Below are 14,540 nucleotides of genomic sequence, written 5' to 3' on the forward strand. Positions count from 1 at the left end.
CTTGAACGAGAGGGCGGCAATAAAAGTGTATTTATCGCAATGCGCGGGGCTTATCGAAGCTTCGCTTAAACAATCGCTTCCGAGCTCATGGGATGTTCCTGTGCGACTGCGTGAAGCGATGCAGTATTCGCTTGAAGCAGGCGGCAAGCGTCTGAGACCAGCGCTCGTATTATCGGCTGCCGAAGCTGTATTAGGCAAATCGTCAGCCTTCGATGCTGCTTTGCCGGTTGCCAGCGCAGTCGAATTCATACACACTTATTCATTAGTTCATGATGATTTGCCCGCCATGGATAATGACGATTACCGCAGAGGCAAGCTTACCAACCATAAAGTTTTTGGCGAGGCAATGGCTATATTAGCTGGTGATGCGCTGCTCACGCACGCATTCCATTTGATTTCTCAGGCGGCTCGTCAGGGGGGGATTTCAGCGGAGGTCGCCCTTGCTATCGTTGAGGATTTGGCAAAGCTTGCAGGCGCTCCTGGCATGGTCGGCGGGCAGGTTGCCGATATGCTTGGCGAACAAGGGATTACTTCCATCGCCGAGCTTGAATATATCCACCTTCACAAAACAAGTGATCTGATTGTTTTCTCTGTAACAGCAGGCGGCAGAATCGGTGGTGCAAACGATAGGCAGCTTGAGCTTTTGGCCCGTTATGGCCGCAATATCGGTCTTGCTTTTCAAATCCAGGATGATATTTTGGACTTGATTGGCGATGAGCAAAAGCTTGGCAAGAAAACAAATAGCGATGTAGAGCAAAATAAAGTAACGTATCCTTTCCTTATCGGAATAGAAGAGAGCAAGGCTCAGGTCGAGCGATTGACACAGGAAGCAAAGTCAGCCGTGCTGGAAGCAGCGTTTATTGCGCCAGAGCGACTGCTTGAAATTGCGGACTATCTCGTTGGTCGCGATCATTGAGAATGCAATGCTTTTTCCATTTTGGTTGGGAAACATAGCTCTGTATGCTATAATAGGTGAAATGTAGATGTACAAGGGACGGCAGTTAAGGCTGTCCGCGAAAGCGAGGAAAGTAACGTGCTGCTTGACCAGATTAACGGACCTCAAGATTTGAAAGCTTTGACAACCGCTCAGCTAGAGCAACTGGCTGGTGAAATCCGTCAGTTCCTTATTGAGAAGCTTTCCGTTACGGGTGGTCATCTCGCTCCAAACTTAGGAGTTGTAGAACTGACCCTAGCCATGCATTATTTATTCAACAGCCCCGAGGATAAATTTATTTTTGACGTCGGGCATCAATCATATGTACACAAAATTTTAACCGGCCGCATGGACCGGTTTGATTCGCTAAGGCAATACAAAGGGCTGTGCGGTTTCGTCAAACGCGCGGAAAGCGAGCATGACGTCTGGGAAGCCGGACATAGCAGCACCTCCTTATCTGCTGCTATGGGCATGGCGCTTGCCCGTGATCTTAAAGGTGAGAAAAATCGTGTAGTAGCGGTTATCGGTGATGGCGCCCTAACAGGCGGCATGGCACTGGAAGCACTTAATCATATCGGACACGAGAAGAAAGATTTGATTGTCGTCTTGAATGACAATGAAATGTCTATCGCACCGAATGTTGGCGCTTTGCATCATTATTTAGGGAAGATACGTACTGATCGTCATTATCATAAGGCTAAAGACGAGCTTCAGCAATTGTTGAACAAAGTACCGGCTATCGGAGGAAAGCTTGCCAAGACGGCTGAGCGCTTCAAGGATAGCTTGAAATATTTGCTCGTAAGCGGTATTTTGTTCGAGCAATTTGGACTTACTTACCTTGGTCCCGTTGATGGCCATGATATCGAGCAGGTAATTGATATTATGCGTCAAGCGGATTCGATGCCGGGTCCCGTACTCGTTCATGTACTGACGGTGAAAGGGAAAGGCTACTCGCCTGCTGAAGCGGATTCGTTCAAATGGCATGGCATTACGCCGTACAAGATTGAATCCGGTCAAGTGCTGAAAGCGGTCGGTCCTCCTGTTTATACGGATGTATTCGGCGAAACGCTGATTGAATTGGCAGAGAAGGATGATCGGATCGTAGCTGTCACTCCTGCAATGCCGGGCGGATCCGGTTTGCTTAAATTTGCTGCGAGGTTCCCTAACCGTATGATCGATGTGGGAATTGCCGAGCAGCATGCCGCAACGATGTCTGCAGCGCTTGCAATCGAAGGGATGAAACCCGTTTTTGCGGTTTACTCGACCTTCCTGCAGCGTGCGTATGACCAAGTGGTTCACGACATTTGCCGTCAAAATTTGAACGTTATTTTTGCGATTGACCGTGCGGGCTTCGTTGGCCCGGATGGCGAGACCCATCATGGCGTTTATGATATTGCATTCCTAAGACATATTCCGAATTTGGTTATTATGATGCCTAAGGATGAGAATGAGCTTCGGCAAATGCTTAAAACTGCGGTTGATTATGATGACGGGCCTATTGCCGTTCGATATCCGCGGATTGCTGGTCTAGGCGTTGAGATGGAAGCTAATCCGCAAGCTCTGCCAATCGGCTCATGGGAGACGATTCGCGAAGGCGATTCGGGCGTTATTTTGGCTATAGGCCCTATGCTTCAGGTTGCTGAGGAAGCAGCTGAACTGCTGAAGCGCGAAGGTCTTAACATTCAAATCGTGAACGCGCGGTTTATTAAGCCGCTCGACGAGCAGATGCTGTTATCCCTCGCTTCTGAAGGGAAACATATGATTGTGCTGGAGGAAGGATCGGAGCTCGGCGGATTGGGAAGCTCTGTGCTTGAGTTCTTCTCACTCAAAGGTATTTTTGGCTTATCGATTCGTATCATTGGCGTGCCGGACATATTTGTGGAGCATGGTACGATCAAGGAGCAACGAAAAGAAATTGGTTTGACATCGGAGAGAGTGGCTGCCGAGATGAAAGCCATGCAGCCGAAGCGCATGAAACGAGTTACTGGAAAACAGTAACGTTTTGAGGGAGAAAGATGACAACAACACCGAAGGAACGGATAGACGTGCTGCTTGTGGAGCGCGGGTTTTATGAAAGCAGAGAAAAAGCAAAAGCAGCTTTGATGGCGGGGTTAGTGCTTGTAAATGACGAGCCTGTCGACAAAAGCGGTATGAAAGTACCGCGTACGGCAGATATTAAAGTAAAGGGAGCTCTGCATCCTTATGTCAGCCGCGGCGGCTTAAAGCTTGAGAAGGCCATACGGAAATTCGATATCGATTTGAAGGGACGCGTCATGCTCGATATTGGCGCGTCAACTGGCGGCTTTACCGATTGCGCGCTTCAGAACGGCGCATCCTATGTATATGCGATTGATGTCGGCTATAATCAGCTTGATTGGTCGCTTAGACAAGATGAGCGCGTTCATGTCATGGAGCGTACCAACTTTCGCTACACGCAGCCGGCTGATTTGGCGGGGCCTTCGCCAACCTTTGCTTCCATTGACGTATCGTTCATTTCATTGAAGCTTATTTTGCCTGCATTATCTAATTTGCTTTCTTTTGACTCCGGAATTGTAGCTCTCATAAAGCCGCAATTCGAAGCTGGCCGCGAGAAGGTTGGCAAATCCGGCGTTGTTCGAGATTCAGCCGTGCATAGAGAAGTGCTAAGGACGGTTCTGAGTGCGGCAGCAGAGATTGGGTATTTGCTGCAGGATATTACGTTCTCACCGATTACGGGCGGAGAAGGCAATATCGAATTTTTGGCTTATTGGAAATGGACAGCGAAGCCGAATGCAGCATTTCCAGATGATGCAGCGTTGGCGGAATTGGTCAAACAAGCGAACGAAACGTTTACGACAAGCAAGTAAGTTGATGAAACCAGGAAGGTGTCGAGCAGAGATATAGCTGCCCGGCATCTTTTTTTCTTTACAGCGGCCTGCTCGTTTTGATAAACTATAGAAAAGCAAACAAACGTTCGGTAGAAGCGTCAAACAGGAATATGCCCCCAACATAGCGAACGATTAAAGAAACAATCCATTTGCGAATGGGGGATGCTGGTGGGTACGTACGGAGACTGGTTCATTATGCTGGTTGCCGCTTGTTTGCTTATATTTTGGATGTTTAAGATGTTTCATCGTTGGCTGCATGAGCCGTCAAGCGTAAATCGCCTCAAGCTTGGCAAAGGAGGCGTGCTCGCTGCAGATGATGAGAACATTCGATTGCTGGAGCAGGCGGGATATGAAGTAAGCTCAGGAAAGCATTTGGTACCGATTCCGATCAAGCTGGACGATGTGCCGCTTGGCAAGGGAAGTCGGTTATATATTGATTACATTGCGGTAATGGATAATAGTACGTATATCGTGAAAACAGCACGTGATCGGATGCCAATGGATTGGACGGCCAGCGGAGTTAGAGATCGATTGCTCGTCTATTCACTGCTTTTGCCTGAGTGCGAAGGCGTTTTGTTTGTAGACGCAAGGGAAAAGATCATCCGTAAAATTACGTTTCACATCTCAGACTAATATCTATTGGAGGTTTATTCATGAAAGGGATTCGCCAATTTCGAATCAAGGAAATTATTACAAACCGAGTGATCGAGACGCAAGAGGATCTTGTAGAGGCGCTCCGTGATTCCGGCATGCAAGTAACGCAGGCAACAGTATCGCGCGATATGAAGGAACTGATGCTCATTAAGGTGCCCGCTGGCGAAGGAAGATATAAATATTCGATACCGCAAGAGCAACAGCGTCCTAACCCGATCCACAAGCTTAAGCGTGCGCTGCTTGACCATTTTGTACATATCGATTTTACCGATAATCTTGTCGTCATGAAATGTTTTCCAGGAACGGCAAATACAATATGTGCTTTGGTCGATAATATGGAATGGTCAGAGGTAATGGGAACAATCTGCGGTGATGATACGATTCTAATGATCTGTCGCACGAAGAAGCAGAGCGGAGAAATTGTAGAACGATTGCTTGAGCTATTAAATTAGGGAGGGTATTCAACCATGCTGCGTGAGTTGTCTATTAGGAATTTAGCGGTAATCGAAGAAGTAAACGTTACATTTCATCATGGATTTCATGTTTTGACTGGAGAAACAGGTGCAGGTAAATCAATACTTATTGATGCGCTAAGCTTGCTGGTTGGCGGCAGAGGCTCCGCAGACATGGTGCGGTACGGTTGTGACAAAGCCGAGATGGAGGCTATGTTCGATCTTTCCGTCAGCCATCCCGTCTGGCATGTGTTGAACAGGCTTGGTGTACATGCCTCCTCCGAGGAGATGCTCGTCATAAGGCGCGAGCTTTCTTCGCACGGGAAGAGCAGCAGCCGTGTCAACGGACAGCTTGTAACGATGACGATGCTTCGAGAAATCGGCGAATGCCTTGTAAATATTCATGGTCAGCATGAGCATCAATCTCTGCTTCGGACGGAGCAGCATCTGGAATGGCTGGACTTGTTCGCCGGGGATCTGTTAATTGAGCGCAAGCAAAATTACCGTTCGATATTTAGCGAGCTGCAGCAAGCAAGAACGTCGCTGCGCGAACTGGAAAATTCAACGAGGCAAAATGTGCAAATGCTTGATTTGTACCGTTTTCAAATTGAAGAAATTACAAACGCCCGGCTTAAGCCGATGGAGGACGAATTACTGACTGAACAGCGGCGCAAGCTAATGTTCGCTGGGAAAAGAATGGATGCCGTGTCTGAAGCATATTCGCTCTTATACGGTGGGAAAGGACTTGATATGGTCAGCAAAGCGGTTGCAAAGCTGATCGATATCCAATCCTACGATGCAGCTAAGTTAGGTCCATTGCTGGAGCAGCTGCAATCTGCATTTTATCAAGCGGAAGACGCAGCATTCCAGCTTCGTGATTACCGCGACGGAATCGAGTCAGATCCTGATCAGCTTTCACAGGTTGATGACAGACTGGATTTGATCAATGGCTTGAAGCGCAAATATGGGGAATCCATTCCTGATATTTTAGCTTACCTGGATCGAACGATTGCAGATCGAGACAAAATTGAAAATCGCGATCAATTGCTCGAGGAGCTTCGAAATAAAGAACTGCAACTGTATGATCAGGCTTTGCAATTAGCGCAGGAACTATCCCAGCTGCGCGAGCATGCGGCTACAAAGCTGTCTGAAGCTATCGAGAATGAGCTGGTTCAGCTTCAAATGCCTTCAGCCAAGTTCTGTGTTCAAATCGACAGAACGGTCGGAGGCGCCGACAACGATAAGCAAATTCGATTGCACATAAACGGTATGGATGAAGCCGTATTTATGCTCTCCACCAATCCGGGTGAACCGTTAAAGCCGCTTAGCAAAATTGCTTCCGGAGGAGAAATGTCACGGATCATGCTCGCGCTTAAAAGCATCTTCGCGGAAATCGATCAAGTTCCTGTCCTTATATTTGATGAGGTCGATACAGGCGTAAGCGGCCGCGCAGCACAAGCTATTGCAGAGAAAATGTCCAAGCTGGCCTTGAAGTGCCAAGTATTCTCCATTACGCATTTGCCACAGGTAGCATGCATGGCTGATCATCATTATGAGATTCGGAAGCAGGTTATTGAAGCAAGGACGTCTACATCTGTATCTGAGTTAATGGGAACTGTTCGGATCGAAGAGCTTGCACGCATGCTTGGCGGAGTGGAAGTTACAGAAAAAACAAGGCATCACGCACAAGAAATGCTTGATTTGGCTCACAGGCAGAAGGGAGCGTAATGGAAGCCAATTAGGGAATGTTTTTGCGGACATAAAACGACCGGGTGAGGGTAACTTAAAGGTACGCCAATGGCGACATAGCCTTCTACGTCATGCGATGGAATAACAGGGAGCGTGAAATCATTGAACTCCAGTAAAAGGAAGCGATGGTTTGGCCTAGTTCTCGTTTTCTTCATTTGCATGATCGGAAGCTCCACCCCGTTTCAACACTTTGCCGCAATCCCGAATGAACTTCGTTTATTCTCCGGGCAACTGAAACGACTACAATATGGAGTGCCCGTTCATGCAGAAGTTACGGTCGATCCTCAAATGCTTCAGATAAACGGATCAACAAGTCATTCATTATCCGTAAATTTGAACGAACCATTGTCACTGCAGTCAAGTCAAAGCGGTCAAACCAAGATGAAAGTGAAATTATTTGGTAAAATTCCATTCAAGACAGTTAAAGTAAATGTTGTGCCTGATCTTCGTGTTATTCCAGGTGGACAAACGATTGGAGTCAAGGTTAAATCATCAGGCATCTTAATTGTCGGACATCATCAGGTTGCTGGCAGCAATGGCATGAAGCAATCGCCCGGTGAGGCCGCAGGACTGCGGCTAGGCGATTTGATTGTCAAGATCAATGGAACGAGCATCAACCAAGTACACAGGATTGCAGAGCTAAGTGAGAAGGCTGGCAACGACAAGAAGCCGCTAGAAGTCATTTATAAACGTGATGGACAATTGAACAAGACGCAGCTAAACCCTGTCTTCGATGCAGAGGATAAAGCGTGGCGGCTAGGCTTGTACATTCGCGATTCAGCGGCAGGTGTAGGTACACTAACCTTTTATGCTCCTGATCAAGGAGTATATGGAGCACTTGGGCATGTTATTACGGACATGGACACCCAGACTCCAATCGATGTAGGCGAAGGGCAAATATTGCAATCAAGCGTAACGTCCATTAACAAGAGTCAAAATGGTGAGCCGGGAGAAAAAAGAGCGCATTTTGTGAAAGAAAGCAAAATTTTAGGCAACGTTGAGCGGAATACTCCTTTTGGCATTTTTGGCAAAATGAATGAGGTCCCTACGCATAGCTATAGTGAAAAATCATTGCCGGTAGCATTTGCCGAAGATGTCAAAGAAGGGCCTGCACAAATTTTGACTGTTGTGAATGGACAAAAGGTTGAGCAATTTGATATCGAGATTGTTCATGTATCGAAGCAATCCGGTCCAGCAACCAAGGGAATGGTCATTAAAATTACAGATAAGCGGTTGCTTAGCAAAACCGGAGGCATCGTTCAAGGCATGTCAGGAAGTCCGATTATCCAAGATGGCAAATTGGTCGGAGCAGTCACTCATGTATTTGTTAACGACCCATCTTCGGGATATGGATGCTTTATCGAGTGGATGCTTCAGGATGCAGGCGTATTACTGAAATCGGCTAATGGCTGGCTAGGGGATGCTGCATAAAGTTTTTCATTAGTGTATTTGCATTAGTGGACGTCTGCTTAAGCTGAACATAGGCTGGAGCAGACGTTTTTTAATTTCACGCTAAAAACTAAAAAACGCGTTGCCAAGGTAAAGAGCGATGAATTTTGTCGAAGAAGAACGAACGGAATCGTTACATGTAATAAATTTTTAATTATATCGAAATCCTGTAAAAAAATCTATAAAAATAATTTTCGACAGAAGGAATTCAACTCCACATGTCGAAAACTTTAAGCAGACAACTAGTGAGCGAAAAACATCAACACATTTAAGGGAGGACTAACAACTTGCATAAAATCGAAGTATTATTAGCAGATGACAACCGTGAATTTACTAACCTGTTATCGGAATACATATCCGAACAAAGTGATATGAGTGTAAGTGGAGTCGCGTATAATGGAGAAGAGGTTCTAAGACATTTGGAAGAATCAAGAAAAGTTCCAGACGTACTTATCCTTGATATTATTATGCCTCATTTAGACGGACTAGGTGTTCTCGAGCGTCTGAAAGAAATGAACATGTCGCCAATGCCCAAAATCATTATGTTAACCGCATTTGGCCAAGAAAACATCACTCAAAAAGCGGTACAACTTGGCGCCTCTTATTATATTTTGAAACCATTTGATATGGATATTTTAGCAAATCGCATTCGTCAGCTTGTTGGCAATCCGACTTATTCTTCAACGGGAAGCTTCACATCTGGTTCCTCTTCACTCAAATCGAATGTTGTGCCGATTGCCAAAGGCAAAAACCTGGATGCTAATATTACGAGCATCATCCATGAAATTGGAGTGCCTGCTCATATTAAAGGCTATCAATACCTGCGTGAGGCAATCACAATGGTGTATAACAACATCGAAATTTTGGGTGCAATTACAAAAACACTTTATCCGGCCATTGCCGAAAAATTCAAAACAACGCCTTCCCGCGTTGAACGCGCAATTCGTCACGCAATTGAAGTGGCATGGACACGCGGCAATATTGACAGCATCTCTCACCTGTTCGGCTATACAATCAATATCAGCAAATCGAAGCCTACAAATAGCGAGTTCATCGCGATGGTGGCTGACAAGCTGCGTATCGAGCATAAAGTTAGCTGAAAGGGGGGAGATTAACGGATTCGTTTTTCTACCCGATTGACTTCTGTTCTGTATAATCACTCCATGCATACCACTTATTTAATGGTTTCTTCAAACCATAAAATAAGTGGTATTTTATTTTCAGAAATAATCCGAAAAATACGGCTTCTCCTGATTGATCATTTGTTCAAGTAAACGGATAGAATCGTCGTCCGATTGGATGCGGCCGATGCGAGCAAGATAAGCTGGACGTTTGTATCCCATTAACATGGCCGTGAGCGTGGGAATGTCAATCACAACACTCGGCTCGATGCCCCCTTGCTTTAAGATTCCTTTTCCATATCCGTCTACCGTTAAGGTGAATATTCCTTGATTCCACTCCAGCATCGGATCATGCAAATTAATAACCAGCTGGCATTCTTTCTCTTGGCTTAGAAACGGATACTGCTCGATGAATAAAACGATATCGACAATTCGTGCCATATAGTAAGGGGCAATCGTTTCCTTAATATCACCATCGTCTAACATGAATGCTAGCGGCTCATCTTTATAGATATCACCTTTGACGAGCGTAATCATGGAGAAATGGGCACTGACAAAGTTCCATAACCCAGTCCGGGCCTCTTCATTGATGTATACCATCTCTTTTATATAAAATACTTCCTCTGCTATCCAATACAGCAAGTAGCCCATTGGGGAATCGCTGCTGTCATAATAGATAGCAACGGTCATATCATCCAAATCCCAGCGCAAATACTCTTCCCATGCCAGCTCGTTCCGAAGCATAGCCCCGTGATGCAGCAAAGCAAATTGCTTATAGATCGTTTTAATATCAGGATGCTCTATGGTTACTCTCTCCACATTGCCCGACACGTTCTTGAGCTTAGGCAGTTGGGTATCAGGAACTTCAAAAGAAATTTTATCGGATATGATCTCCCAGCCTTTTCGTCTGTAATAGGGGATCGAATATGGATACAGGTACGAGATGGATTGCTTCCGATCCCTCATTTTACTTAAAGCAGTCAGCATCAGCTTGTTCATCAATCCCAAATTAGCATATTCGGGATAGGTCCCAACTCCGGTCAGTCCGCCCATTTCATAGATATGTCCAAAAATATTTACCTGAAACGGGTAAACGGCAAGCTGAGAAATGAGCTTCTCGCCGTCAAACCAGCCTAGTACGTCGGCATGGACGAGAACCGGCAGCTTGGATTTTGCGATTTCCCTGTTTTCCCACCCAAAGGTTTGCAAGTCGCGATTGGTTACTTGAAAAACATATCGCAATAAATTGTTGAATTGCTCGCCATGCTGAGTTTCAACGTTTTTTAATTTGAGTCTATCCTGCAATTTCCTGCGACTCATGGATGTCTACCCCCATTTATTCGAACATTTCCAATAGTTTACCATGCGGCTGGAACGCGAACAAATCAGTTGGCTTTTCAATGAATTTTCGTTATGTCAGTGGAGGAACGAATATATTGTCGGTATTCTTTAGGCGTAATTCCTTCCTGTTTTTTAAAGATCATCGAAAAATAGCTTTGATTGCACATGCCGACATGATCAGCGATCTCCCCGATAGATTTGGACGTCGAGATAAGCAGCTGTTTGGAGATAATCAGTCGATATTTGATGATGTATTCGATGATGGTATGGTAGGTGTGTCGTTTAAATAAACGCGAGAAATAGTACGAAACGAACCCAAAGCAATTCCCATGGATCGTCCGGATCAGCGTAATATCGGTGCATCTGACTTAAGTCCAAAATGAACAACTCGGTTGCGTTCACCTTGCAAGTTCTGCCATTCAACTCCAAATACCCTGAGCCTCTGACAACATATTTGATTTGATAATGGGATAATGAACGGTTAATGGAATAATCAGGTTTACATACATACCAGCCAACATCTTGTACAAAAAACATAAATTTAATCGCAACTGAACTAGGTGAATGGGAAAGCGTGCTATACGAGAACTCTAATGACGACAACGGTTTCAAATGATTCACCTCACTGCGTATAGGGACTAGCTATAGACAAGAATATGCGATCATAGACAGGAGTCAATTATTTAACGATTAGAGCACATTATTGATAAAAATAGGGCCTGGCGTATCAAGCGATATCAATCAGGATGGCAAAATATCAATTGGTGATCTGGCGATCATTGCCGCTAATTACGGGAAGACTAATGCCAGCCCAGATTGGGAGCAAATAAAAGCAGCAGATGTTTCGGGTAACGGCAGCATTGGCCTGGAGGATCTTGCGATCGTAGCTAAATCACTGATCGAGTAGCAAACCTTTTCTTAAAGTATTTTTCATAATACCACTTCGTTATCGGTGATTAAATGCCGGAAATGGGGTGGTATTTTTTCCGTGTCCGATTGGAGCTCATTCGTTTGTTCAGTAGAAGGAGGAGGGCAAGAAGGGAGGAGGTTTGATTGTTTTTCGAAAAAAAAAAAAGGCCATCATTGGATGCCTCAGTTGTAAACGACTCTGCGGTTTAAATAGACGTTGCTTCCATATTTCTCGATTAATCCGGAAGCTTCTGTTTGTATAAAGCTGCGGATTTCCTTTAAGCGTTGGCTTTTCGGTTGGATCGTCTCTTTTACTTTTCCGTCTACGGTAACGTCAAAAACAATTTTCAAGTGCTCACCTCTTTTCTTTTGATGTTTTAATCATAGTGAAATTGTATTATGGAATGATAAAATAAAATCAGGATGAATGTAATTTTATATCAAAAGCATTATCGCAATGTAAAATAATTGAGTTGAGGTGACAGGATGAAAGCCGTATATGCAGGCAGCTTTGACCCCATTACGCTGGGACATGTATCTGTTATCGAGAGAGCGTTCCATTTGTTTAACGAGGTACATATTATCGTCGCCAATAATCGATCAAAGAAGCACCATTTTACGATAGAACAACGAACGGAGCTTGTCGCTTTATCGATTCAGCAGGATGAAAAAATTCAGATCATTCCTTATGGGGGTATCGTTGCGGATTATATTAATGAGCATGATATCAATGTTGTCATTCGGGGAATTCGTAATGCAACGGATCTTGAATACGAGCTTCAGCTTGAGCAATATATTCGCAATACGACGATGGCCGATACGATCTATTTATCCCCTTATACGCATTACATGCAAACGAGCAGCTCGCTTGTCAGAATGTTTCTGATGTCCGATAAGACAGAGCTGGCTGCTTCTTATATGGTGCCGAGGGCGTATATGCGAATGCTCGATTACGTGGAATAAGCTGCATGCACGCATAGGAGAGAATGCAAAAAAACCGCAGTGCATGAATCGGATTTGATCCGCTGCACTGCGGTTATGTATGCTGAGCTGCGAGCGTACTTTAATTGATAGGTTCTGACTAGCTTTGCGGTTTTGGCGGGCGCGGACGTTTCTCTTTAAACCGAGGCGCTACATAATTACGCTTGCGGTCGCGGAAAAAGGTCCAACCGGCAATGAAGCCTGCGCCAGCGGCGAACATAATAAATCCGAGCAGAAATTTCAACCATTCGAAGTCGGGAGTAATCGTTTCATTTCCAAAATCGGAGAAATAGACAAAGACGGAATCCTTCATTTTGAGAAAGCCGAAGCATGCGAGCAGGCCTGGAATAACGAGCATGAGGATCGCGATAAAACGGGCAGCAACTAATTTCATAAATACGGTGTCTCCTTATCGGTCAAAATATACAGTTAGCTCTATCATACCTTTTTAGAAGTAGAGTGTCTATTTCGTAAAAGGACGATGCTATGATCGGTAAAAACAGGTACAATAGGAATGAATGTCATGTTACAATGCGAATGGGCAAGCTTGAGACTCGAACGAATAGGCTTTACCAGCATATATTGAGGGCTATTACGGAAGGATGATATTTATGGCTATACAGGTGGACGTAGCGGTACTCGGGGGCGGTCCTGGCGGCTATACGGCAGCTATACGGGCTGCTCAGCTCGGCAAGACGGTTGCGATTATCGAAATGGACAAGCTCGGCGGCACATGCTTGCACAAAGGCTGCATTCCAAGCAAATCGCTGCTTCGCAGCGCAGAGGTATACTCGACGCTTCTTCAAGCAAGCTCCTACGGCATTCAGGTTGCTGAAGGGGCTATTTCGCTCGATTATGATAAAGTACAAGAGCGCAAGGATCAAACGGTAGAACAGCTTTACCGGGGGCTCCAAGGCTTAATGAAAAAAAATGGCATTCAGATCATTCAAGGCAAGGGCAGAGTGATCGGTCCTTCGATTTTCTCACCGAGAAGCGGCTCTCTTGCTGTTGAACTTCCAGATGGGGAAATGGAGTCAGTGGTTTCGACCAATCTGATTATTGCTACTGGATCGAGACCTCGCCTGCTGCCGGGCTTAACGCCAGATGGCGAATATATTTTGACTAGCGATGAAGCGCTTGTGATGGACAAGCTGCCAACCTCTATCCTTATTGTAGGCGGCGGCGTAATTGGTGTTGAGTGGGCATCGCTGCTGCATGATTTTGGCGTTCAGGTGACGCTGGTGGAAGCGGGCTCCCGCTTGCTGCCTGGCGAAGACACTGAGGTTTCCGCTGAGTTGACAAGAATACTGAGAGGGCGCGGAGTACGCGTTCTGACAGGCATTCAGCTGCAAACGGATCAATATAAGGGAGAAAATGGTGAGGTTTCTATCGTTGCCGTAACGACCGACGGTGATGTCGTTCTGACAGCGGAGAAGCTGCTCGTTTCAGTAGGACGCGAGCCGAACGTGGAAGGCATCGGTCTTGAAAATACAGATATTCGTACAATTAACGGTGCAATTGAAGTGAATGCATTCGGCCAAACGAGCGAGCCTCATATTTATGCGATTGGCGATGTAATCGGCGGTGTTCAGCTCGCGCATGCAGCCGCACATGAAGGGTTAATCGCAGCTGAGCATATTAGCGGCAAGAAGCCTGCTGCTATTGAGCCGCATTTGATTCCTAGATGTATCTATTCACGTCCTGAGATTGCTTCATACGGGTTGACTGAGGACGGAGCACGCTCGAGGGGACATGACATCAAGACGGGAAAAATTCCGTTCCAAGCGATTGGCAAAGCGCTCGTGCTAGGAGAGAAGGACGGCTTCGTGAAGGTTATTGCCGATCGGAAGACAAATGATATCGTTGGCGTTCATATGATTGGGGCGCATGCGACGGATCTTATTTCTGAAGCTGCGCTGGCAGGCGTGCTTAACGCAACACCTTGGGAAGTCGGACAAATGATCCATCCGCATCCGACGCTTGCAGAGGCGCTCGGAGAAGCAATGCTGGCTGTTGACGGCAAAGCCATTTCGTTCTGAGCAAGAGAGTTTTCTTTTTGGAACAAATGGAGTTATAATGTATA

16 protein-coding genes are annotated in these 14,540 nt (G+C 45.7%); 11 read left to right on the plus strand and 5 right to left on the minus strand.

Features of this window, described 5'->3' with window-relative positions; all coding sequences use genetic code 11:
- Position 1 precedes the first annotated feature (1 nt).
- The 8 genes from AC1TPC_RS11865 (at position 2) to spo0A (ending at position 9,205) form a co-directional block, all read left to right on the plus strand.
- Positions 2-916, plus strand: a complete 915-nt coding sequence (locus AC1TPC_RS11865) for a polyprenyl synthetase family protein (protein WP_482067059.1) — start codon at positions 2-4, stop codon at positions 914-916.
- A 117-nt stretch (positions 917-1,033) separates the two neighbouring features.
- The gene (dxs, locus tag AC1TPC_RS11870; RefSeq protein WP_482067060.1) at positions 1,034-2,932 is read left to right on the plus strand and encodes a 1-deoxy-D-xylulose-5-phosphate synthase; all 1,899 of its coding nucleotides are present in this window, start codon (positions 1,034-1,036) and stop codon (positions 2,930-2,932) included.
- A 17-nt stretch (positions 2,933-2,949) separates the two neighbouring features.
- Entirely contained in the window at positions 2,950-3,780 is an 831-nt protein-coding gene (locus AC1TPC_RS11875) for a TlyA family RNA methyltransferase (protein WP_482067061.1), read from the plus strand.
- Positions 3,781-3,963: 183 nt separating this feature from the next.
- Positions 3,964-4,434, plus strand: coding sequence for a hypothetical protein (locus AC1TPC_RS11880; RefSeq protein ID WP_482067062.1), 471 nt, complete (start codon positions 3,964-3,966; stop codon positions 4,432-4,434).
- Positions 4,435-4,454: 20 nt separating this feature from the next.
- Positions 4,455-4,907 carry a transcriptional regulator AhrC/ArgR gene (gene ahrC / locus AC1TPC_RS11885; RefSeq protein WP_482067063.1) on the plus strand — a complete coding sequence of 151 codons (453 nt, stop codon included), beginning with the start codon at positions 4,455-4,457 and terminating at the stop codon, positions 4,905-4,907.
- 15 nt (positions 4,908-4,922) lie between these two features.
- The gene (recN, locus tag AC1TPC_RS11890) at positions 4,923-6,635 is read left to right on the plus strand and encodes a DNA repair protein RecN (protein WP_482067064.1); all 1,713 of its coding nucleotides are present in this window, start codon (positions 4,923-4,925) and stop codon (positions 6,633-6,635) included.
- Positions 6,636-6,758: 123 nt separating this feature from the next.
- Positions 6,759-8,087, plus strand: coding sequence for a SpoIVB peptidase (gene spoIVB, locus AC1TPC_RS11895; RefSeq protein ID WP_482067065.1), 1,329 nt, complete (start codon positions 6,759-6,761; stop codon positions 8,085-8,087).
- A gap of 305 nt (positions 8,088-8,392) precedes the next feature.
- Positions 8,393-9,205: a sporulation transcription factor Spo0A gene (spo0A, locus tag AC1TPC_RS11900; protein ID WP_482067066.1), complete on the plus strand. Its 813-nt coding sequence runs from the start codon at positions 8,393-8,395 to the stop codon at positions 9,203-9,205.
- Positions 9,206-9,325: 120 nt separating this feature from the next.
- Here spo0A and AC1TPC_RS11905 read toward each other — a convergent pair whose 3' ends face one another.
- The 3 genes from AC1TPC_RS11905 to AC1TPC_RS11915 all read right to left on the minus strand — a co-directional run bounded on the left by AC1TPC_RS11905 (position 9,326) and on the right by AC1TPC_RS11915 (position 11,179).
- The gene (locus AC1TPC_RS11905; protein WP_482067067.1) at positions 9,326-10,546 is read right to left on the minus strand and encodes a GNAT family N-acetyltransferase; all 1,221 of its coding nucleotides are present in this window, start codon (positions 10,544-10,546) and stop codon (positions 9,326-9,328) included.
- 77 nt (positions 10,547-10,623) lie between these two features.
- Entirely contained in the window at positions 10,624-10,920 is a 297-nt protein-coding gene (locus tag AC1TPC_RS11910; protein ID WP_482067172.1) for a helix-turn-helix transcriptional regulator, read from the minus strand.
- On the minus strand, positions 10,850-11,179 hold the full coding sequence (locus AC1TPC_RS11915; RefSeq protein ID WP_482067068.1) for an AraC family ligand binding domain-containing protein: 330 nt from the start codon (positions 11,177-11,179) through the stop codon (positions 10,850-10,852). The genes AC1TPC_RS11910 and AC1TPC_RS11915 overlap by 71 nt, the downstream gene beginning before the upstream one ends.
- Positions 11,180-11,270: 91 nt before the next feature.
- Here AC1TPC_RS11915 and AC1TPC_RS11920 point away from each other — a divergent pair, with 91 nt between their 5' ends.
- Entirely contained in the window at positions 11,271-11,474 is a 204-nt protein-coding gene (locus tag AC1TPC_RS11920; protein ID WP_482067069.1) for a dockerin type I domain-containing protein, read from the plus strand.
- A gap of 185 nt (positions 11,475-11,659) precedes the next feature.
- Here the strand turns inward: AC1TPC_RS11920 and AC1TPC_RS11925 are convergent, their stop codons facing one another.
- A complete protein-coding gene (locus tag AC1TPC_RS11925) occupies positions 11,660-11,827 on the minus strand; it encodes a mechanosensitive ion channel protein MscL (RefSeq protein WP_482067070.1) in 168 nt (55 codons plus the stop codon).
- A 135-nt stretch (positions 11,828-11,962) separates the two neighbouring features.
- Between AC1TPC_RS11925 and coaD the strand changes: the two genes are divergently transcribed.
- Positions 11,963-12,439 (plus strand): pantetheine-phosphate adenylyltransferase, encoded by a 477-nt coding sequence (gene coaD / locus AC1TPC_RS11930; RefSeq protein WP_482067071.1) that lies wholly within the window; start codon positions 11,963-11,965, stop codon positions 12,437-12,439.
- 118 nt (positions 12,440-12,557) lie between these two features.
- Here coaD and AC1TPC_RS11935 read toward each other — a convergent pair whose 3' ends face one another.
- Complete coding sequence (locus AC1TPC_RS11935; RefSeq protein ID WP_482067072.1) at positions 12,558-12,851, minus strand: DUF2627 domain-containing protein; 294 nt, start codon at positions 12,849-12,851, stop codon at positions 12,558-12,560.
- A 217-nt stretch (positions 12,852-13,068) separates the two neighbouring features.
- Between AC1TPC_RS11935 and lpdA the strand changes: the two genes are divergently transcribed.
- Positions 13,069-14,496 carry a dihydrolipoyl dehydrogenase gene (gene lpdA, locus AC1TPC_RS11940; RefSeq protein ID WP_482067073.1) on the plus strand — a complete coding sequence of 476 codons (1,428 nt, stop codon included), beginning with the start codon at positions 13,069-13,071 and terminating at the stop codon, positions 14,494-14,496.
- Positions 14,497-14,540: the final 44 nt, after the last annotated feature.

The organism is Paenibacillus sp. Y280 (assembly GCF_056786335.1).